The 21,162-nt window shown below is 64.2% G+C and carries 19 protein-coding genes; 10 read left to right on the top strand and 9 right to left on the bottom strand.

All coding sequences use genetic code 11. The features are described from left to right. Window positions 1-12 precede the first annotated feature (12 nt). Window positions 13-1,395, bottom strand: coding sequence for a replicative DNA helicase (dnaB, locus tag QRN11_RS01500; RefSeq protein WP_091419452.1), 1,383 nt, complete (start codon window positions 1,393-1,395; stop codon window positions 13-15). A gap of 669 nt (window positions 1,396-2,064) precedes the next feature. Between dnaB and QRN11_RS01495 the strand changes: the two genes are divergently transcribed. Both QRN11_RS01495 and QRN11_RS01490 read left to right on the top strand, forming a co-directional pair. After that, window positions 2,065-2,337 carry a hypothetical protein gene (locus QRN11_RS01495; protein ID WP_091419450.1) on the top strand — a complete coding sequence of 91 codons (273 nt, stop codon included), beginning with the start codon at window positions 2,065-2,067 and terminating at the stop codon, window positions 2,335-2,337. Between the two features lie 2 nt (window positions 2,338-2,339). After that, on the top strand, window positions 2,340-2,912 hold the full coding sequence (locus QRN11_RS01490; RefSeq protein ID WP_285249583.1) for a hypothetical protein: 573 nt from the start codon (window positions 2,340-2,342) through the stop codon (window positions 2,910-2,912). A 171-nt stretch (window positions 2,913-3,083) separates the two neighbouring features. Here the strand turns inward: QRN11_RS01490 and QRN11_RS01485 are convergent, their stop codons facing one another. The 3 genes from QRN11_RS01485 to QRN11_RS01475 all read right to left on the bottom strand — a co-directional run bounded on the left by QRN11_RS01485 (window position 3,084) and on the right by QRN11_RS01475 (window position 7,107). Next, window positions 3,084-5,198 (bottom strand): CBM96 family carbohydrate-binding protein, encoded by a 2,115-nt coding sequence (locus QRN11_RS01485; protein WP_285249582.1) that lies wholly within the window; start codon window positions 5,196-5,198, stop codon window positions 3,084-3,086. A 355-nt stretch (window positions 5,199-5,553) separates the two neighbouring features. Next, complete coding sequence (locus tag QRN11_RS01480) at window positions 5,554-6,180, bottom strand: FMN reductase (protein ID WP_285249581.1); 627 nt, start codon at window positions 6,178-6,180, stop codon at window positions 5,554-5,556. A gap of 90 nt (window positions 6,181-6,270) precedes the next feature. Beyond that, a complete protein-coding gene (locus QRN11_RS01475) occupies window positions 6,271-7,107 on the bottom strand; it encodes a PhzF family phenazine biosynthesis protein (RefSeq protein ID WP_285249651.1) in 837 nt (278 codons plus the stop codon). Between the two features lie 87 nt (window positions 7,108-7,194). On the opposite strand from QRN11_RS01475, the gene QRN11_RS01470 reads away from it, so the two are divergent. Continuing rightward, window positions 7,195-7,617, top strand: coding sequence for a DUF1801 domain-containing protein (locus QRN11_RS01470; protein WP_285249580.1), 423 nt, complete (start codon window positions 7,195-7,197; stop codon window positions 7,615-7,617). A gap of 70 nt (window positions 7,618-7,687) precedes the next feature. Here the strand turns inward: QRN11_RS01470 and rplI are convergent, their stop codons facing one another. The 5 genes from rplI to QRN11_RS01445 all read right to left on the bottom strand — a co-directional run bounded on the left by rplI (window position 7,688) and on the right by QRN11_RS01445 (window position 11,130). Further along, complete coding sequence (gene rplI / locus QRN11_RS01465; RefSeq protein ID WP_091419442.1) at window positions 7,688-8,140, bottom strand: 50S ribosomal protein L9; 453 nt, start codon at window positions 8,138-8,140, stop codon at window positions 7,688-7,690. 17 nt (window positions 8,141-8,157) lie between these two features. Next, a complete protein-coding gene (gene rpsR, locus QRN11_RS01460; RefSeq protein ID WP_003800144.1) occupies window positions 8,158-8,397 on the bottom strand; it encodes a 30S ribosomal protein S18 in 240 nt (79 codons plus the stop codon). A gap of 127 nt (window positions 8,398-8,524) precedes the next feature. Beyond that, a complete protein-coding gene (locus tag QRN11_RS01455) occupies window positions 8,525-9,100 on the bottom strand; it encodes a single-stranded DNA-binding protein (RefSeq protein WP_050057158.1) in 576 nt (191 codons plus the stop codon). Window positions 9,101-9,173: 73 nt separating this feature from the next. Then, window positions 9,174-9,479 carry a 30S ribosomal protein S6 gene (rpsF, locus tag QRN11_RS01450; RefSeq protein ID WP_015939036.1) on the bottom strand — a complete coding sequence of 102 codons (306 nt, stop codon included), beginning with the start codon at window positions 9,477-9,479 and terminating at the stop codon, window positions 9,174-9,176. Window positions 9,480-9,717: 238 nt separating this feature from the next. Further along, a complete protein-coding gene (locus QRN11_RS01445; RefSeq protein WP_285249579.1) occupies window positions 9,718-11,130 on the bottom strand; it encodes an amino acid permease in 1,413 nt (470 codons plus the stop codon). 442 nt (window positions 11,131-11,572) lie between these two features. Between QRN11_RS01445 and QRN11_RS01440 the strand changes: the two genes are divergently transcribed. From QRN11_RS01440 to QRN11_RS01410, 7 genes are all read left to right on the top strand, one after another. Beyond that, window positions 11,573-14,266 carry an AAA family ATPase gene (locus tag QRN11_RS01440; protein WP_285249578.1) on the top strand — a complete coding sequence of 898 codons (2,694 nt, stop codon included), beginning with the start codon at window positions 11,573-11,575 and terminating at the stop codon, window positions 14,264-14,266. A 154-nt stretch (window positions 14,267-14,420) separates the two neighbouring features. Next, window positions 14,421-16,055, top strand: a complete 1,635-nt coding sequence (locus QRN11_RS01435) for a sugar transferase (protein ID WP_285249577.1) — start codon at window positions 14,421-14,423, stop codon at window positions 16,053-16,055. A gap of 25 nt (window positions 16,056-16,080) precedes the next feature. Continuing rightward, window positions 16,081-17,211, top strand: coding sequence for a Gfo/Idh/MocA family protein (locus QRN11_RS01430; RefSeq protein ID WP_285249576.1), 1,131 nt, complete (start codon window positions 16,081-16,083; stop codon window positions 17,209-17,211). Further along, window positions 17,208-18,203 (top strand): NAD-dependent epimerase/dehydratase family protein, encoded by a 996-nt coding sequence (locus tag QRN11_RS01425; protein ID WP_285249575.1) that lies wholly within the window; start codon window positions 17,208-17,210, stop codon window positions 18,201-18,203. Before QRN11_RS01430 ends, QRN11_RS01425 begins: the two co-directional genes overlap by 4 nt. Beyond that, window positions 18,200-19,366, top strand: a complete 1,167-nt coding sequence (locus QRN11_RS01420; protein ID WP_285249574.1) for a DegT/DnrJ/EryC1/StrS family aminotransferase — start codon at window positions 18,200-18,202, stop codon at window positions 19,364-19,366. Before QRN11_RS01425 ends, QRN11_RS01420 begins: the two co-directional genes overlap by 4 nt. Further along, entirely contained in the window at window positions 19,363-20,022 is a 660-nt protein-coding gene (locus tag QRN11_RS01415; RefSeq protein WP_142057291.1) for an acetyltransferase, read from the top strand. Before QRN11_RS01420 ends, QRN11_RS01415 begins: the two co-directional genes overlap by 4 nt. Continuing rightward, the gene (locus QRN11_RS01410; protein WP_285249573.1) at window positions 20,019-21,161 is read left to right on the top strand and encodes a DegT/DnrJ/EryC1/StrS family aminotransferase; all 1,143 of its coding nucleotides are present in this window, start codon (window positions 20,019-20,021) and stop codon (window positions 21,159-21,161) included. The genes QRN11_RS01415 and QRN11_RS01410 overlap by 4 nt, the downstream gene beginning before the upstream one ends. Window position 21,162: the final 1 nt, after the last annotated feature.

Below are 21,162 nucleotides of genomic sequence, written 5' to 3'. Positions count from 1 at the left end.
CCGGGCTGACGCTTAGAAGCCGCCGCCGCCGGCGTCGGCCGCCATGTTGGCAAAGCGGGAGTAGTGGCCCTGGAACGCAACCACGATGTCCTTGGTGGGGCCGTTACGGTGCTTGGCCACCAGGATGTCCGCTTCACCGGCGCGCGGTGATTCTTTGTCGTAGACATCCTCGCGGTGGAGCAGGATCACCATGTCGGCATCCTGCTCGATGGAGCCCGATTCACGAAGGTCCGACACCATGGGCCGCTTGTCCGAGCGCTGCTCGGACCCACGGTTCAGCTGGGACAACGCGATGACGGGGACCTGGAGCTCTTTGGCGAGCAGCTTCAGCGCACGGGAGAACTCGGAGACTTCCTGCTGGCGCGACTCCACTTTCTTGCCGGAGCTCATCAGCTGCAGGTAGTCGAGGATCACCAGCTTGAGATCGTGCTGCTGCTTGAGTCGGCGGCACTTGGCCCGGATTTCCATCAGTGACATGTTGGGGCTGTCGTCGATGAACAGCGGCGCATCGTTCATCCGGCCCATGGTGGTGGCGATCTTGGACCACTGCTCGTCCTTGATAGTTCCCTTGCGGAGGTCCTGCAGGCCGATGGTTGCCTCGGCGGAGAGCAGGCGCATGGCAATCTCGTTCCGGCCCATTTCGAGCGAGAACATCACGGTGGACAGGTTGTTCTTGATAGCCGCGGACCGGGCGAAGTCCAGGGCGAAGGTTGACTTACCGACCGCAGGGCGGGCCGCGATAACGATCATCTGTCCGGGATGCAGCCCGTGGGTGAGCTCATCCAGTTCAAAAAAGCCGGTGGGCACGCCGGTCATGCCTTCACCGCGGTGGCCGGACGCCTCGATCTCGTCCACCGTGGACTCCATCACGTCCTTGAGCACCACGTAGTCTTCGGCGGTGCGGCGCTCGGCCACGGCGTAGACCTCGGCCTGGGCCTGGTTGACCAGGTCCTCCACCTCGCCGTCGGAGCCGTAGCCCAGCTGGACGATCTTGGTACCGGCATTGACGAGCCGGCGCAGGACGGCGCGCTCGGCCACAATCTCCGCGTAGTAGCCGGCGTTCGCTGCGGTGGGAACAGTCTGGATCAGCTCATGGAGGTAGGCGGGCCCGCCGATCCGGTTGATCTCGGCACGCTTGGTGAGCTCATCGGAGACGGTGACGGCATCGGCCGGTTCACCGCGGCCGTAGAGGTCGATGATGGCCTCGTAGATGGTTTCGTGTGCCGGGCGGTAGAAGTCCTGGCCGCGGAGGATCTCCACGACGTCCGCGATGGCGTCCTTGGACAGCATCATGCCGCCGAGGACAGACTGCTCCGCGGGAATATCCTGTGGAGGTTTCCGGCTCGCGTCCGATCCTCGGGTGGCCTCGACCGGGTCCAGATGCGCTATAGACAAAGCTGCCGTCCTCCATATGTGTACACCGCCGAACATGAGTGCCCGGCGACGATCCATCCTGCTAAGGCGATGCGGGGAAAAGCCCCACTCCGCCACCTGTCCAGGTCTACCCGTGGGCTCTGACAATCCTGCCCGGCCAGCCTTCGCGTGACTGTCAGCTGGAGTTATCCCCACTATCCACAGGTTTTCCACAACGAACTGTTCCTGGCGGATCAGCGATTCTGTCCAGCAGCACCAGATGGCCCTCGCATAAGCCGCCTGGGGGCCGAAGAACAGGTACCCCGCTACGCTAGCCGCCAGGAGTCCAGCCTCAAAGCCAGCATGCGCCAAGGGGTGTGGATAACCTGTGCAGTACCGGGCATAGCTTGTGCACAGCCTGTGGGGAAACCTGTGGAAACAAAAAAAGTTTTGGCAGGCGGAGGGCTCTGACCTGCGGAAACGTCCATTACTGCGTGTGGAGTAAATATTTCTTCTGTGGAATTTAATCCACAGCGCGTGTCGTTCGGCGGTCCCGCGTGAGAGAGGTGCACCGAGTCCTGAGGGTCCAGCAGATGCTGTGTGGCAGCCCTCATATTCCATTCGGGACGCCGGCTTCGGGCTCCCGCCCGCCCTTCATGCGCATAGGTGAATATTGCTGTGGATAACCCGGATCTGGCATAAGCTCTATGCATGGGCGAACTACTGCTGGTCCTGTTGCCTGCGATCGTACTGGTGGCGCTCATCTGGGGCCTTATTACGGCCCTGAGGCCGCGCGACTCGGGAATATCGGACGCCGAAAAATACCAGCGTGACCTGGCAGAACGATCGGCTCAGCACTACGCTGCCCAAGTCCAGGCTGCTACTGCTGCCCGGGCCCAACTCGAGCGGATCACCAGGCCCAGCCAGAACACCCAGGCATCATCGGACCTGGCTGCTGCCAGGAAGCACATAGAACGGCGTTAGACATGGAATCGCTTGTGGCCCCGGTCCTTATTCTCCTGGCAGTGGTTGCCGGCGGAACACTGGCCGTCCGCGCCCTCGGCCGGCGGAAGGCTGCCCGCAGCGCGGAGCCCACCGGGCCGGCCCCCACCCCCACCGAACTGGCGCGCACCGCCGCCACCAAGCTTTCGGAAGAGGAACACCGCAGGCTTTATGCCCTGATTGCCCAGGGGCAGGCGATGGCTGCGATCAAGCTGTACTACGAGGCCACGGGAGAGGGCCTGCGGGCGTCCCGCGACGCGGTGGGTGCGCTGGCAGCCCACCCCCAGCCCTACCGGAGTCCTGAGGCGGCCCCGGCGGCCGCGGAAGATGACGACGACGACGAGCCCCAGCGCTTTCCCTACCGCTACCGGGCCATCGCCAGTAAAGGCGACGTGACCCGGGAAGTCAGCAGCAACATGCTCAACGACGAAATCTACGGCCGGATCCGCACGCTGGCCCGCAGCGGGGACACCGAGGCCGCCGCCACGGCCCTCACCCGGCATTCAGACATTTCCATGAAGCAGGCCCGGGAGTTCATCGCGCTGCTGGAAGACTGAGCCGGGAAGAACCCGACCTTCCTGGGCGCGTGTCGGCGGATCCTGGCATAGTCTGGGCCCTTGGCTTAGTGCGCCGTCGCCCGCTGCCCTGGGGCGGTAAACAGTGAAGTGGCCGGGACTCCATCCTTGCGGATGCCAGTCCCGGCCACTTTAGTTTCGCTTCCCGCCTATCTACTGGAAGGTGAGCACCAGCGTGGGAGCGTCAGCCCCGGTCTCCCTGGAGTTAAGGTCCAAGCCGTCGCTGCTGGCGGAGTCCAGACCAAGCGATAGCGGTTGGCCGAGCTCCCCGCGGACGGCGGCGGGGTCAAGCGCCACCTCATAGGGGGTGCTGACTGAGGTCGGGCCCAGCGTGCCGAGGCTGGCACCCAACGCCGGACGGCTGTTGGAAGTGATCCCGGTTTCCGTCCAGGTATCATCAGCGACCAGCTTGACGTTCTGCTTTCCTGTCGACCCGCTCCCGGCGCTCTTGAGTTTCAACGTCGCACTCTGCAGCGTCTTGCCGGCAGGAGCAGCAGGCAGGCTGAACTTCAGGTAAGCGACCTCCACCGGACTGAAATCCACGCCCAGCATCATGCTCGTACCAAAGTTCGTCGTCGGCGACGCGCTCGATGCATAGGTGTCAGCTGTGGCCGTGACTGTCACGGTCTCCGGAGTGCCGGTTGGCGGCGGAGGAGGAGGAGTCGTCGCAGAAGCCGTGGTGAAGGTCCACGTCTTGTCTGCCGCCATCGTATTGCCGGCAACATCTTTAACTCCGGAGGGACCCTTGATACTGGCGGTGTACGTTGTACTCGCCGTAAGATCCGCAGTTGGGTCCAACGTCGCAACTCGGGTCGCACTGTCATACCGAACAGCGGCCGCCACCGGTGTAGTTGTTCCTGCGGCCGTCAACGTGAATGCACCCGCCGTGGCGACCGATGGCTGATCCATCGGTTCTGAGAACGTCGCCGTCACATTCGCGCCCACCGCCACGCTAGTCGCAGCAGATGTTGGAGTCGTAGCCGTCACCGTCGGAGGCGTAGTGTCAGCAGTCCCGCCGCCCGTACCGCCGGGGCCTTCTTCATAGAAGTGCCAGTACGTCTTGGTGGCATTCACATCGGCCAGCACCAGCACGCCACTGTTGGCCGTGTTCGTGTCGTTGTTCAGGTTCTGCTTTGTGGACGTCACGTTGTGGACGTACTGGTCGGCGTCCATGATTCGCTTCGTCTTCGCAGTACTGAAACTGATGTTGCTCAATGATGTTGACTTCTCGTAGATCGCACCTCCCGAACTGGTGCAAACCCCAGCGTTCGTGATACCGGTCCCGCTCTTTGGATAGGTGGCGAAGGTACGGATCTGTTGCCTGAACTCGTCGATCAGGACGATCACACGGTTCGGGCATTCAGCCACCGTCGCAATCGTGTGCGAAGTCCACGTCGTACCCTTCAGTACCAACAGTTGGATCAGCGGCTGGGCTGCCGATGTGAACGACGTCTTGACTGCGGCGAAAACTCCACCGGCGGCAGCATCCAGCCACTTCAGGTTCATGTGATCATCAGCAATGCGCTGTCCCTTCACCGCTGCCACAGGAGTGCTCCACTCAGTGGTGGCAGCCCCGTCAACGTGGTAGCTCCAGTACATGCCGTCGGTGGCGTCACCGAGCTGCCTGCTCCACATCACACCGATCTTGTTTCCATCGAATGCGATAACAGCCGACGTGTCGTCCACCGACACGTTGCTCACCGATGCAGGATGCGGGAAGGGAGTTGTCCCCCAGGTCTTACCGTCCGTGGCAGTGACATTGATGTAAATCCGGTTTTTCTCCTGCCAAGTGGCCCACAACCGACCCTTGGAATCCTTGTCGATGGTCAGGGTCTCAACTTTGTTGTCGTTGATTTTTTCGGAACCCAGCAGCGTGTACTTATCTGTAGTTGGGTTGTAGCTGTAACGCCGCATTGTCGTCGGGGAGCCGGTTTGGGCCGGCAGGCCGTCCTTGACGACCCTGTAGCTCGCCACGTACAGCGTGTTCCCGTCCCACAGCACATCATGGTGGGTGTCCGCCCGGGTCTCCGTGACCACACCGGTGTCGGCCCATACCTTGGTCGTGGCGTTGAACTTGAAGATATGGAAATCCTGGCTGGCGGTGTCCCACAGGTTTCCCCACCAGGACCCATCATTGAACCACAAGGCACTCGTGGCCCGCTTGGTACCCGTTGGTTCCAACGTGCCTGTGTGCGAGGGACCCTGGTCTCCAAAATCGGGCAGAGCAGCCGAGGCCACCCCCGGCACCACTAGGGCGGCAAGCGCCACAAGCAGTGCAGTCAGGATCGCATGGAGGCGTAGATTCCGCGACCTGCGCGGACGGCGATCAGCAGAGCGATAAACTCCCCGCCTTAGAAAAGGCCAGGAACTCCTGGGACCACGCTCGCCGGATTGAAAAAAAGGATAGTCCATTAACTTTGCTCCCCGGAGTTGAATCCAACAGTCAATCCCCAGTTCGTTCAGTCTCAGTTGCGGGGGGCATCAAAAACAACCCCCGGGCTCCCCCCAATGTGAGGCCTGGGGAATCCCCTATTGCACTGCAGTTGACCGCACGCCTGCGGCCTGCCCCGCCCTCCTAGGTGGTCCGTCGTGCCCCGATGGCGCCCCTACCGGGCTGCGGAGCTCAGTTGTTTCCGGAGATTCCGGCCAGGAGTTGCTCGAAAGGAAGGGACTCCATAGGTGCAGGCTTCCGGCCGGGCTGGGGTCCTTCCAGCAGTCGGGTGAACTCCCCGGCGGCACGGTCGATCCGATCGGCAAGGCTGGAACCGCCGTCGTCGGAGGTACCCCAGTCCTGTGGGCCGGCGAAGACACCGGTAGCGGCGATCCTCGTGCGGAGGTAACTGAACAGGGGCCGCAGGGCATAGTCGACCACCATCTGGTGGCGGTCCGTGCCGCCGGTGGCGCCCAGCAGGACTGCCTTGCCGTCCAGCGATTTCGGGTCGAGGACATCGATGAAGGACTTGAACAGGCCGCTGTAGGAAGCACTGAAGACCGGCGTCACGGCGATGATGCCGTCCGAGGCCTCGACTCCCGCAATGACCTCTGCCAGGCGGGGTGCCGCGTAGCCGGTCACAAAGTTGTTGGCGATGTCCACTGCGAGGTCGCGGAGTTCAACGATGTCCACGGCCACGTCGTAGCCGGCCGCGCGGAGTTGCCCCTCCACGGAGGCTGCCAGCTGGTCAGCGAGCAGGCGGCTCGACGACGGTACGCCAAGCCCGGCGGATAGGACTGTGATGCGGCGGGATTCCATGGCATTTTCTCCTGTTGCTCGTTCGTTCATCATACATGCATTTGCATCTACCTTCAGAACAGGGCAGGGTGCCGGAGTATTCCCGGCGCCTTAGAGCTGCACCATGCCGCGGATGCAGGTGGTGGAATACCCGCCCACCCAGATGTCATCGCCTTCGGCCGCGACGTGGATCCTCCCCGCGCGGCCCAGGACCGTACCTTGGGCCGCCACGTACTCCGAGGGGGCCTGGTTGCTGCCGATCAGCCATTGTGCCGCTCCGGCGTTGAAACTTCCGGTCACCGGGTCCTCCGTCATGGCGTCACCGGGGATAAAAGTGCGGACCTCGAAGTCAGCGCCCGCGCCTGGTGCATGCGGACCGATCACGCCCACCTTCAGCCGGCCCATCGCAGCGAGGTCGGGCTCGATGGCCAGTACCTGCTCCGCGGATTCCAGCAGGACACCGATCCATTCAGGCCCGTTGACCAGCCATGAAGCGTCTACGATGCGGGATTCCGGCAGCCGGAGGCCGTCCGCCAACTGCTGGCGGACAGAAGCACTCACCGGCCCGAAGCGGGTCAGGGGCGGTGCCGCGAAAGCCAGCCGCCCGGCGTCGTGCTTTACCCTGATCAGTCCTGCGGCGCACTCCTGCACCACGAACCCGTCAGACTTGGGCACTCCCCCGGATTCCAGCCACGTGTGTGCCGAGCCGAGTGTGGGGTGCCCGGCAAACGGGAACTCCTCACTGCCCGTGAAGATCCGGACCCGGTAATCGGCGCGCGGGTCGGTCGGGGGCAGCAGGAATGTTGTCTCCGACAGGTTGGTCCAATTGGCAAACTGCTGCATCTGTTCCGCCGCCATGCCTTCGGCGTCGAGGACGACGGCCAGCGGGTTGCCCCTGTACGGCTCGCGGGAGAAGACGTCGACCTGATGGAAGGGACGGCTGAGCAGGGACCGCGAATGCGGGGATGGTGAAGTCACCGCTGCAGGCTATCACCGGTCATGGCGGGCACCAGGCGGGTCTGCGACACTACGTACATGGCAGAGAACAAAACCCAGCCCACCGCAGTGCCTGTTGAGCAGTTCCTGGCATCGGTGGAGCATCCTGGGCGGCGCGCAGACGGCTTCGAACTGCTCGAGCTCATGCGTGGCGGTACAGGGGAAGAGGCGATGATGTGGGGACCCACCATTGTCGGCTTTGGCAGCTACCACTACCGCTACGGCAGCGGGCGGGAAGGGGACTCGGCCGCCGTCGGATTCTCACCGCGGAAGGCAAACCTGGCCCTGTATGGCCTCACCTACGGACCGGACGCGCACACGTTGCTGGCTGCGCTGGGCAAGCACAAGACGGGGGCCGCCTGCCTCTACATCAACAGGCTCCAGGACGTGGACCGCGAAGTACTCACTGAGATGATCCGCACCGGATACCGGCACGTCATGGCGGAACTGCACAGCCCCTGACCTTACCGCACCAGCAAAAGACCCCCGCCGCCGGAATTCGGCAACGGGGGTCTCTTGGTGCAGTAAGAAACTACTTACCAGCCACTACGTCGAGTTCGATCACAGCAGCAACGTCGTCGTGAAGACGGACGTTGGCCTGGTACGAACCAACAGACTTGATGTGTGCCGGCAGTTCAACCTTGCGCTTGTCGATGCGGCCAAGGCCTGCGGCCTCAACAGCGTCAGCAACGTCGCCCTGCTTGACGGTGCCGAACAGGCGTCCGGTCTCGCCAGCCTTGACAACGAGCTTGACCGGCTTGGCGGAGAGTGCAGCAGCCTGCTTCTGAGCGTCTTCCAGGGAAGCGTGCTCGCGGGCGGCGCGGGCAGCCTTGATGGACTCAACCTGCTTCTCGCCACCCTTCGACCAGGTCAGGGCGAAGTTGCGGGGGAGCAGGAAGTTACGTGCGTAACCGTCCTTGACCTCTACAACATCGCCAGCAGCACCGAGACCGGTTACTTCGTGGGTCAGAATGAGCTTTGCCATGTTAGTTAATCCCTTCCTTAGCCGCGGCCAGCGCCGGAGTAAGGCAGCAGGGCAACTTCGCGGGCGTTCTTGATTGCCTGTGCGATCTTGCGCTGTTCCTGCACCGTGACGCCAGTGACGCGACGGGCGCGGATCTTTCCGCGGTCGGAGATGAACTTGCGCAGCAATGCTACGTCCTTGTAGTCGATGACAGTGATGTCAGCGGCCTTCAAGGGGTTGGACTTTGGTTTGGGCTTACGGAGTTCAGCCTTAGCCATCGTGGAGCTCCTATTCTAGGGAGCCCGTGGATATTGATCCACGGGATGGTGGTGGTCCGACGGCGGCAGTCACCTTAGGTGCCGTATGGCACTTCAGGCAGTCCCGGCGTCGGGCCTTAATTGGTTATTAGAAGGGAGGTTCGGAATCGGGGCCGTTGCCCCAGCCGCCTGCGTTGGAGACTCCGGGCGTAGCCCAGGGATCGTCCTGTGCAGCCTGCTGGTTGCCGCCGCCCCAGCCTCCGCCGGAGTTGCCGCCCTGGTTTCCACCAGAGTTGCCTCCACCGAAGCCGCCGCCGCTGTTGCCGCCGCCAAAGCCACCCTGCCCGCCGGCGCCGGAGCGCTGGGTGCGGTTGACCTTGGCATTGGCGTAGCGCAGGCTCGGGCCGATTTCATCGACCTCAAGCTCGATAACGGTGCGCTTTTCGCCTTCTTTGGTTTCGTAGGAACGGCTCTTCAGACGGCCGGTAACGATCACGCGCATGCCCTTGGTGAGGGACTCGGCGACGTTCTCGGCTGCTTCACGCCACACAGCGGCGCGGAGGAACAGGGTTTCCCCGTCCTTCCACTCGTTGGACTGGCGATCAAAGGTGCGGGGGGTGGAAGCGATGGTGAAGTTCGCTACTGCCGAACCGGACGGTGTGAACCGCAATTCCGGGTCATTGGTGAGGTTACCGATGACCGTAATGGTGGTCTCGCCTGCCATCTACTGCCTCCTTGTTCGATCCTGGGTGAAGAGTGCGTTTCCTGCGGGGTAAAGAATGAAAACCGGTGCTGAATTACTCAGCAACAACCTTCTGCTCTTCGGGTCGGGTGATCTTGGTGCGCATGATGGTCTCGTTAAGAGACAGCTGGCGGTCAAGTTCCTTGGCGGTTTCCGGCTTGGCGGTGAAGTTCACCACGGCGTAGATACCTTCGGACTTCTTCTTGATGTCGTAAGCCAGCCGGCGACGGCCCCAGATGTCAACCTTTTCGATGGTTCCACCATCGTTGGTGATGACGTTCAGGAACTTCTGAAGCGACGGCTCAACGGTACGCTCTTCGACCTCGGGGTCGATGATTACCATCAATTCGTAAGGACGCATATGTGAACCCACCTCCTTTGGGCTAAGCGGTTACGGCATTTCCGTAACAGGAGGTTCATTTGCGATGCTGTGCGGTACCCCGCCGCCAGGAACGGAAGCAGGACGCAGCACAGACTTCAATATCTTAGTGCATTTGGAACGGATAGGCGATTCGCGCTTGACTCCAAGGCTATGCCCGTGGTTGCCCGCGCGGGAGCATAAAGCCTGCTATGTGGAAAACCGCCGTCGGGTGCGCCGCTTAAGACGTTGGTTCGGCTCCCACGGGAACGTCGCGGCTGTCGGCGTCGCCTGCTTCCGTCCCGGTGCCGCGGCCGCGGTACCGCCACAGTCCGATGCCCACCACCACGCCGGCCAAGGCCAGCGACAGGAATAGGGACTCGCGGGTGGACTCCAGGATGACCATCCCGATCAGCAGGGCCACGATGCTGACAATAGCCACCCAGGTCAGGTATGGGAACAGCCACATCTTCAGCGCCAGGTCTTTGGCGGAAGCTCCCATCCGCTTGCGCAGGACCAGCTGGGAGGACGCGATGACCAGCCACACAAACAGGGCTATGGCACCGGAGGTGTTGACCAGGAACAGGAACACGGTGTCCGGGGCAATGTAGTTAAGGCCGACGGTGATGAAGCCGACCACGGTTGATGCGAGCACCGCCGCTGCGGGCACCCCGCGCCGGGAGATTTTTGTCCATGCTGCGGGGGCGTCGCCGCGCCGGGAAAGGGAGAAGAGCATGCGGCTGGCGGTGTAGAGGCCGGAATTAAGGCAGGACAGCACGGAAGTCAGGACCACAACGTCCATGATGGTTCCGGCCCCGGGGATTCCGAAGAGCTCGATCACTGCCACGTAGGGGCTCTTGGCAACGCTGGCATCGTTCCAGGGCAGCAGGGTGACAACGATGGCGATGGACCCGATGTAGAAGACAAGGATGCGCCAGACGGTGGACTTCACGGCCTTCTTGACAGCGTCAACCGGGTTCTCGGATTCACCGGCCGCGATGGTGGCGATTTCGGCGCCGAAGAACGAGAAGACCACCACCAGGATGCCAGCCAGCACCGCTCCAGGGCCGTTGGGCAGGAACCCGCCGTTGTCCGTGAGGTTGCTCAATCCGGGGGCCGGGACGCCGGGCACAAGACCCAGGATGGCGGCCACGCCGAACAGCAGGAACAGCACGATAGCCGCGACCTTGATGGAGGCGAACCAGAACTCGAATTCGCCGTATGACTTCACGGAACCCAAGTTGGTCAGGGTCAGCAGCACCATCAGGGCCAGGGCCCAGACCCATTGGTCGATGCCGGGAACCCAGCGGTGCATGATCGCGGCGCCGGCTGTGGCTTCGATGCCGAGCACGATGATCCAGAACCACGCATAAAGCCAGCCGATGCTGAAGCCGGCCCACCTGCCCAGCGCCTTGTCGGCGTAGGTGGAGAACGAGCCCGTCTCGGGGTTCGCCGCGGCCATTTCGCCGAGCATGCGCATCACGAGGATGACCACCACGCCCGCGGCCATGTAGGCAAGCAGGATGCCGGGGCCTGCCTGCTGGATGGCGGCACCGGAGCCTACGAAGAGCCCGGCACCGATAACACCGGCGATGGCGATCATGGACAGGTGCCGCGGTTTGAGCGACTTTGATAATTGCTGGTCAGCGGGCATGGGTGCGCCGTCCTTTGGTTCTCTGGGTCATGGATGGATCAAGGCCGGAAGCGGGTTGTGCCCGCGCGCCGGAGTGGGATAACCATCGGGTGCGTTTGATCACACGTTTCTCCCACCCTAGACGTCCCGCAAAGCGCCCAAGGCTGTGCATCAGCACAAATGCGCGGCCTCGGAACCGGACGTATCTCTACTTGGAGCACCTGCTGTGCACCAGTTGATTTCTGGGGGGCACCTCAGAAATCTTGATGAAATCCAGCGCCTAATTGGTAGTGCCTCTTTTTCAGGTGCGGCTATATTGACTCCACGGCTGGGTACCGGGCTGGATGCTTTCGAGCGGACAGTCTGCTGGACCGCCGGTCACCATGACCGGCTGGTGCAGTGCATCAAATGCTGGAACCGATAAGGCAAGAAAGTGGTCTCCTTCTTCTATGGATGGGGTCCCATGTCGTTATTTGGCAGAAGCAAGGAACTCGGCCGGATCCTTTCGGTGATCAGGGGTCCCAAGGAAGGTGCCTTGGCCGTTGTGGGTTCACACGGCATGGGAAAGTCGGCTCTGCTGGGCGAAATTCCCCGGCTTTCGGACTACCGCACGGTGTTCCTGCGGGCCAGCGTCTCTGAATCGGACTGGCCGCTGTCCGGTATTACGGCCCTCCTGAACGGCATGGATGATCCGGTCTTGAACCGGATCGCCGATGAACTTCTCCGCGATTCGTCCGGCGCCCTGGACGTCGCAGCGGTTTCCACCATGCTGCTCAACGGGCTGCATCAGCGTTCCTCGTCCCGGACCATAGTGGTGATTGACGACGCCGACCAGTTGGACCCGAGCAGCCAGGCCATCATCGGCTACCTCGCCCGGCGCCTGGCCGGCACGGACCTTGCCGTTTTCGCCAGCCTTCGTGAAGACACAGCAGACAGCCCTTTCTCGAGCCTTCCCGTCCTCCCGCTGCGGGCACTGGGCTACAACGACACCGTCCGTATGCTGGAGGCCATTCCCGCCCGCCAGACCGCGACGGCGGCTGTACACGCAGTTGCCGCAGCGTCACAGGGGAACCCGCTGGCCGCCGTCGAACTTTACTCCGCCCTGCTGGAACGCCAGGCGGAGGGAAAGTACGCCCTCCCCGTTCCGCTGCCGTCCAGGGGCAGCTTCGAAGCGGAATTTGCGGCCACCCTGGGCGGGCTCTCGCCGGCCGCGCGGCAGGCCCTTGATCTGTTGTCGCTGTCCTTCCGGAGCGGGATCACCACCTTGGAGAAGGTCCACAGTGACGTCTGGGCCGGCGTGGATGAGCTCCTGGCCGCCGGCATGATCAGCCGGTCAGGCCCCTATCTGGGGATCAGGGACCAGCTGCTCCGTGGCTACGTCTTCTCGGCAATGACCCCCGCCATGCGGACCGCCAGCCACCGGGCGCTGGCCGAAGCGGCCAGCGACTCGGACCTGTACGCCCGCAGATGGCACTTGAGCTTCACTGCGCTGGAGCGGCAAACGCCGTTTGGCCTCCTCCGCTACGCGGTGGAGCTGATCAGGACGGGGGAAGTGCCCTTCGCCGTCGAATACATCGAGCGGGCCCTGACCATTAATCCGTGGGAGGCGGAAACGGCCGCGCGGCTGACCACGGTTGCCGAACTGCTGTTCAACCGCGGCGAATTCGTTTACGCCAGGCGTTACCTGGATTGGGCCCGGCGGGTGACCCGGAACCCCGCACTGATCCTTCGGCTGACCGGGCTGTCCTTTGAGATCGAGTTCATTCAAGGTGCCTCAGTGCGGGCAAACATGGTGCTGCGCCTGGTTAAGGAGTTCGGACAGCATGATCCGGCGTACTCGGCCAAACTGCTGGCCGCCGGTGCGCTGTACTTCGCCGAACGCTGGGAACTGAAGGATGCCGCCGCGCTGCTCCGCTACGCCGAAGAGTTCCAGGGCGCCGCCTCTGCGGAGTGCCTTGCGGTGGCCGAGAAGGCCAAACTGCTGGCGGAAGCGATCGGCGGGAATTCGGAAAACCTCAAGCGCAAAAACGATCAGGCGGGGAATGCCTGGGTGGCCGGCCTCCTGGTGCACGGCCGCGCCCTGAGCTATGCAGAGCATCACAGCCTTGCCCAGGAAGCTTTCGCGATGGTGCGGAATTCCGCAGAACCCCGCCACATCAACTGGCGTGAGACCGCCGCCTTCCTTGCCGTGGACAACGAGATCCGCGCCGGCAACGTCAGGACCGCCGTGAAACTCATTGAAGACCTGGAACTCGACGAACCGGAAATGAAATACCACCGGGGGATGCGGTCCGTATTCCGGGTGTGGCGGGCGCATGCCCTCGGGGATGAGGCGTTGGCGCGGGTGTATGCAGCGGACGCCCAGCACTTCTCCGGAGCGGAAAGCCACCCGTCCATCACCGCGCAGCTTGCCGCCATCCAGGGCCACTTCGCCCTGATGCGCGGCAACCTCGCGGAGTCACTGGCCCAACTCTCGCGTGCGGCCGAGCTGGGCCTGGAATTCGGCAACCCCACGCTGCTCCGGTGCGAGGCGGACCTGGTGGAGGTCCTGGTACGGCTGGGCCGGCACCGTGAGGCCAGCCAAGCGCTCTACCGGCTCGAAAGCCGTTCGGTGGGACTGCGGTCGCCGTGGCTCATGATGGTGGTGGCGCGGAGCCGGGCCATGCTCGCCGACGGGGATCAGTCACTTCAGCTTTTCTGCCAGGCACTCGAGAGCCGGAACGGCCACGACTCGCTGCAGGAACGGGCCCGGACCCTGCTCTGCTACGCGGAGCGGCTGGGCGCCTTTGGACGGCTGCGGGAGGCCCGCGATGCGATGCTCCGCGCGAAGGTCATGTTCGATGAGGCCGGAGCCGACGCCTGGGCACAGCACGTTGACTCGCTGCTGCTGGATGAGCGCGTTGAACCGTCCCGGCCCAAGGGCAATCCGGCCATGCTGATGCTTGCCGACCATGAACGGTCACTGGCGCAGATGGTGGCCCGCGGCATGCGCAACAAGGAAATCGCGGCCACACTCTACGTATCCGTCCGGACCGTCGAAGTACGCCTCACCGCGATCTACCGCAAGCTCGGAGTGGAGTCGCGCGCGCAGCTCACTGCCCTTGCCGCTGGCAAGGACAGTGCGGCCCGCGAGCCGTACGTATTGCCCGTACTTTAGGGCCCATTCCGGCTTTTGCAGGTACCCGCATTTTCCACACTGTGCGTCCGCTGCATCCACAACAGCCCTTCCAATCCCCGCCACTGCAGCTGTTCTGACCCTAGTTTTGCTTCACGGCCAGAACACAAGGCGGATACGCCGGGAAGGGGACATCATGGCAGAAATACCAGTGGCCAAGACCCGGGGCACTGCCTTCAACTGGCCCGTTGCACCCGCTGCTGCACAGCGGATGTCAACAGCGCCGTTGGCGGCGGCGGAAACCGCAGGAACCCGGTTCCTGCTGCCGCCAACGGGCGCTCCAGCACCTACACGCTTATCCCCGGCAGCATCAGCGAGCACAGCATCGGCACCCCTCGTCCCTGCTCGCAAGGCCACCGCCTCGTGGCTCGCCCGGCACATCAACTTCCTCCGCACCACCGACTCTCTCCTGGTCCTGGGCGCCGTATTCGCCGGCTACCAGCTCTCCAGTGTCGGGCTTGCTTCCGGAGAACCCGGCGACGGCGGCACCCTGGTCACCGCTGCCGCCGTCGCCCTTTTGTGGCCCTCGGCTTTGGAGATCTACCGCACCCGCGACGCGAAGGTGCTGGGGGTGGGGGCCGATGAATACAAGCGCGTCGCATCGGCAAGCCTGCGGATTTTCGGGCTGCTCGCCATCGCCGCAGTGGTTTTCTCCGTCCACGGCGCCGCGGCCTTCGTCACCGCGTCCCTCCCGCTGGGCCTGGTGTCCCTGACCGCCAACCGCTGGCTCTTCCGACGGCGGCTCTCGGCTGAGAAGGCGAAGGGACGCCACCTCTCGCGGGCAGTCGTTGTGGGCGATCCGGAAGACGTCAGGTACGTTGTCCGGCAGGTCGCGCGGAAGTCCGGACCTGTTTACCACATCCTTGGCGTCTGCCTCCCGGGTGCCCGCCGCGGCACCAGCCTCAGCGTGGACGCCGCCCAGGTGCCGGTCCTGTCCTCCACGGACGACATCGCCCGCACTGTCCGCCTGGTGGAAGCCGATTCGGTGATCGTGGCAGGACCGCTCCCCGGCGGCAACCAGTTCATCCGCGAGCTCGGCTGGAAGCTTGAAGAATGCTCCGCTGAGATGGTCCTGGCGGCCACCCTGACCAACGTTGCGGGGCCCCGGATCCACTGGCGGCCGGTGGAAGGCCTGCCTTTGATGCATGTGGATATTCCGCAGTACAGCGGCGCCAAGCATGTACTGAAACGGGTCATGGATGTGGCTATGGCCCTCGCCGCTGCCCTGGTGTTGTCGCCGCTGCTGCTGGTCCTTGCCCTGATCGTGCGCCTGGACAGCCCCGGCCCGGTGTTCTTCCGCCAAGACCGGATCGGCAAGAACGGCGGTGTCTTTGGAATGGTGAAGTTCCGGTCCATGGTGGTGGACGCCGAAGCACGCCTGGCGGAGCTGAACGCACAGAACCAGGGCGCAGGCGTCCTCTTCAAGATGAAGAATGACCCGCGGGTGACGCGGTGCGGGCGCTGGATGCGCAAGTACTCGCTTGACGAGCTCCCGCAACTCTGGAACGTCATGGTGGGCCACATGAGCATGGTGGGTCCGCGCCCGCCGCTGGACCGCGAAGTGAGCGCCTACGAACGCCACACCCGCCGCCGGCTGCTGATCAAACCCGGAATCACGGGGCTGTGGCAGATCAACGGCCGCTCCGACCTCTCCTGGGATGAAGCCGTCCGGCTGGATCTCTATTACGTCGAAAACTGGTCCATCGCCGGCGACCTGCTGATCCTGTGGCGGACCTTCCGCGCAGTCATCCAGCCGTCCGGCGCCTACTAACAACCCCTGCCCGAAAGAAAGTGACATGAGGACATTCCCCAATCCGTTCCACACCCCCACCCACCGCCAGCCTGCCCGAAAACTCAGGATCGCCGTCGTCGGAGCCGGATACTGGGGCCCGAATTTGGCCCGCAACCTGCAGGCAAGCCCCGACTGGGACCTGGCAGCCATCTGCGACCTGGATATCGAACGGGCCCGCAAGCTGGCCACCACGCTGGGGGAGATCCCGGTGGTCGAGTCTCTTGATGAGCTGCTGGACACCTTTGATGTGGACGCCGTGGCCATCGCCACGCCGGCGCGCACCCACCACGGCACCGTGATGACAGCACTGCGTGCCGGGAAGCACGTCCTGGTGGAAAAACCGCTGGCGGACAGCCGGGCGCATGGGTTGGAAATGGTGGCCGAAGCCAAGGCACGGGGTCTGGTGCTGATGGCGGACCACACCTACTGCTACACGCCGGCCGTTTTGAAGATGCAGGAGCTGGTGCAGGCCGGGTCCCTGGGCGAAATCCTGTTCGTGGATTCCACCCGGATCAACCTGGGGCTGGTGCAGCCCGACGTGAACGTGTTCTGGGACCTGGCGCCGCACGACCTGTCCATCCTGGATTTTGTCCTCCCCGGCGGGCTGAACCCGGCGGAAGTCTCGGCCTTCGGCGCCGACCCGCTGGGAACCGGGCGGGACTGCGTGGGGCACCTGAACTTCAGGCTCCCCAACGATGCCACGGCCCACGTCCACGTGAACTGGCTCAGTCCCACCAAGATCCGGCAGATGGTGATCGGAGGATCCCTCAGGACCCTCGTGTGGGATGACCTGAATCCGCAGCAGCGGCTCAGCGTGTACGACCGGGGCGTCAGCCTGGACCGGCAGCCGAAGTCGGCAGGCGAGAAGGCGTCCGACGCCGTTTCCTACCGGCTCGGGGACACCTGGTCCCCTGCATTGCCTGAGCGTGAGGCGCTGGGGCAGGTGGTGGCCGAACTGGCCTTCTGCATCCGCAACGGCCAGGAGGCTCGGACCGGCGGGGCGTCGGGCCTGCGGGTCCTTTCCGTCCTCGAAGCGGTGACCCGCAGCCTGAGCCTGGACGGCCAGGCCTCCCCGGTGGAAGGTACCGGCGCCACAGAAGCAGCCTCCGGCGTCGAACTGGAGCGTGCACGGTGAGCCGGCTTGAAGGGGCCACCGTCCTGGTGACCGGCGGAGCGGGAACCATCGGTTCCACGCTCGTGGATGCGCTGCTCGAAGCGGGTGTAGGCCGTGTGGAGGTCCTGGACAACCTGGTCCGCGGGCGCCTCGACAACCTGGCCGGAGCCCTGGCCAGCGGGCAGGTGGAGCTGGTGCACGGGGACATCGGGGACCGCGACCTGGTCCATGACCTGACCAGGGGCAAGGACCTGGTGTTCCACCAGGCGGCCATCCGGATCACGCAGTGCGCGGAGGAACCGCGGCTGGCGCTGGAGGTCATGGTGGACGGGACCTTCAACATCCTTGAGGCCGCGGCCGAGCACAAGGTGGACAAGCTCGTGGCTGCATCGAGTGCCTCGGTGTATGGGATGGCGGAGGAATTCCCCACCCGTGAAAGCCACCACCACGCCAATAACGACACGTTCTATGGGGCCGCCAAATCCTTCAACGAGGGGATGGCCCGCAGTTTCCACGCGATGACCGGGCTGGATTTTGTGATGCTCCGCTACTTCAACGTCTATGGCCCGCGGATGGATGTCCACGGGCTCTACACCGAAGTCCTGGTGCGCTGGATGGAGCGGATCATGGACGGCCGGCCGCCGCTGGTCTTCGGGGACGGGCAGCAGACGATGGACTTCGTTTATACAGCCGATGTGGCGCGGGCGAATGTCCTTGCGGCCGCCAGCGGTGTCCGGGAGGGAATCTACAACATCGCCAGCGGAACCGAGACGAGCCTGCTGGAGATGGCGGAGGCGCTGCTGCGCGTCATGGGCTCGGACCTGGCTGTGGAACACGGGCAGGCGCGGCAGGTCAATGGGGTGGTCCGGCGCCTGGCGGATACCTCGGCGGCTGCCCGCGACCTGGGGTTCAAGGCCGAAGTGGACCTCGACGAAGGACTGCGGGAGCTCGTCACCTGGTGGAAGCCGCTCCGGGACGAGATCGCGGCGACCCGGAAAGTCGGTGCCAAATGAGCACGGAAGCGGTCCTTGCCCGGATCAACGTCATGAAGCCCTGGCTTGGGGAAGAAGAAGCCCAGGCGCTGGCGGAAGTGGTTGCGTCGGGCTGGGTGGCCCAGGGGCCGAAGGTTAGGGAGTTCGAAACAGCGTTCGCCGCCGCGCAGGTGGTGCGGCACGCCGTCGCAACCTCCAACTGCACTACGGCACTGCACCTGGCGCTGGTGGTGGCGGGCATCGGCCCGGGCGACGACGTGGTGGTACCGTCGCTGTCCTTTATCGCGACGGCGAACGCGGTCACCTATGTGGGGGCCCGCCCCGTGTTCTGCGACGTGGATCCTGCCACCGGGAACGTGACTGCGGAGACCATCCACGCAGCCCTGACCCTTGATACCCGGGCGGTGATCGTGGTGGACCAGGGTGGTGTGCCGCTGGACATGGATCCGATCCGCAAACTGTGTGACCGGCATGAAATCACCGTTATCGAAGACGCTGCCTGCGCCGTTGGATCCACCTACAAGGGCCGGCCGGTAGGCGCCAGGGCGGACGTGGCGGTGTGGTCCTTCCATCCGCGCAAGATCCTCACCACCGGTGAAGGCGGAATGCTGACCACCAACCGCGCCGACTGGGCCGCGCGGGCGCGCGCGCTCCGCGAGCACTCGATGAGTGTGTCCGCCGCGGACCGGCATGGATCGGTGCTCGCCCCGCCGGAGGTCTACCTGGAGGTGGGGTTCAACTACCGGATGACGGACCTGCAGGCCGCCGTCGGCATTGTGCAGCTGGGGCGGCTGCCCGAGGTGGTGCAGCGCCGCCGTGATATCGCGGCGCGGTACGTTGCCGGACTCGCCGGGCTGCGTGGGCTGCGGCTGGTGTCCGACCCGCCCTATGGGACCAGCAACTTCCAGTCCCTGTGGCTGGAGGTTTTGCCCGGCTTCGGCACTACCCGCGAAGGCCTGCTGGCCCGTCTGGCGGAGGCCGGCATCTCTGCCCGGAGGGGCATCATGGCGGCGCACCGGCAACCGGCGTACCGCTGGAGGGATACCGGCAATTCCTTGCTGGAGCACACGGAACGGCTCAACGACAGGACCCTGATCCTCCCGGTCTTCCACGAACTCGACGACGAAAGCCTCAGCAGGATCATCAGCACCATCCGCGGCGCCGCCACAGGCGTGGCCACATGAGCGAGCTCATCCTGATTGCCGCCAGCGGACTGGCCCGTGAAGTCCTGGCGATGGTGCGGGCCAGCGGGCAGTACGACGTGGTGGGCCTGCTGGACGACGACAAGGAAATGGCCGGTGTAACGGTGGACGGCGCCCCGGTGCTGGGGACCATTGACGACGCCGGAAGGTACACCCACGCGTTGATCCTGGTGTGCATTGGCTCGGGGAAGTCCCGGGAGGCCGTGGTGGAGCGGCTCACGGCGATGGGGCTGAACGAGGCCCGGTATGCCACCGCGGTGGACCCCACCGTGCAGTACCCCGAGGGGTGCCGGATCGGCCGGGGCAGCATCCTGCTGCGGAACGTGACCATGACCGCGGCAGTCACCCTGGGGGCCCACGTGGTGGCCATGCCGTCCGTGACCTTCACGCACGACGACGACGTGGCTGACTTTGCCACGTTTGCTGCGGGAGTGTCGTTGGGCGGCGGAGTCCGGATCGGCCGGGCAGCGTATCTCGGCATGAATGCGAGCGTCCGCGAGCGGACCTCTGTGGGTGCTTACGCCACCGTGGGCATGGGTGCTGCGGTGCTCAGCAACGTGCCCGACGGCGAGACCTGGGTGGGTGTGCCGGCGCACGAGATTGATCGGGAAAGTTTTAGTTTTGGGGGTGTGCGGTGAGTGCCGAAGTTGATGTCCGGTTCGCTGTTGGGCCTGTGCTGCTGGTGGATCTTGCCGCGCAGCAGGCGGAAGTCCATGAAGAGGTCATGGCGGAACTGGCAGACGTATTGAAGGGGGCGTCCTTCATAGGGGGTCCCGCCGTCGGGCAGTTCGAGGAGGCGTATGCGTCCTTTCTTGGGGCACGGCACTGCGTGGGCGTTGCCAACGGGACCGACGCTTTGGAGTTGGCCCTGCGGGCCGGAGGCGTAACCCCTGGCGGGGAGGTCATTCTTCCGGCCAATACCTTTATCGCTACCGCGGAGGCTGTCAGCCGGATCGGGGCGGTACCCGTTCCTGTGGACGTGGACCCGGAGTACCTGCTGATTTCTCCCTCTGCTGTCGCGGCTGCCGTCACCTCCCGGACGCAGGCCATTGTTCCAGTCCACCTCTTCGGGCAGACGGCATTTGTTGAGCAATTGGTTCCGATCGCCGAGGCCTGCGGGGCTGTGATTGTCGAAGACGCCGCCCAGTCCCAGGGAGCGACGCGGTATGGAAAGGCTGCCGGGACATTTGGGCTTGCTGCGGGCACGAGTTTCTACCCGGGGAAGAACCTTGGGGCGGCCGGTGACGCCGGTGCGGTTCTGACAGACGATTCTTCCGTTGCCGCCCGGGTTCGGATGCTGGGCGCGCACGGCAGTTCGGAAAAGTACCGTCATGATGCTGTTGGCATGAACTCGCGGCTCGACACCGTCCAGGCGGTGGTGCTTAAAGCGAAGCTGGCCCGCCTGGAGTCCTGGAATCTCCTGCGGCGGGCGGCCGCTGAACGATACACGGAACTGCTTGCCGATGTTCCCGGTGTTGTTGTCCCCTGTGAGGCACCCGGGAATGTGGATGTGTGGCACCTGTATGTGGTGCGGGTTCCTGACCGTGACGCCGTCCTGGCAGCCCTTCAAGCCGCGGGGATCCAGGCTGGAGTCCATTATCCGGTGCCGGTGCACTTGAGCGGCGCCTACGCCGAATCGGGTTTTCCGCAGAGGTCTTTCCCGGTAGCCGAAGAAGCTGCGGGACAGATTCTGTCGCTGCCGCTCTACCCGCATATCAGTGCAGAGCAGCAGGAGCGGGTTGTTGAGGAGTTGTCATGTGCCCTGACGAAGCCGTAGT

Source organism: Pseudarthrobacter sp. fls2-241-R2A-168, assembly GCF_030209335.1.
Lineage (GTDB): Bacteria > Actinomycetota > Actinomycetes > Actinomycetales > Micrococcaceae > Arthrobacter.
The sequence above is the reverse complement of the archived record's forward strand: the minus strand, read 5'-3'. Positions and strand labels throughout refer to the sequence as shown.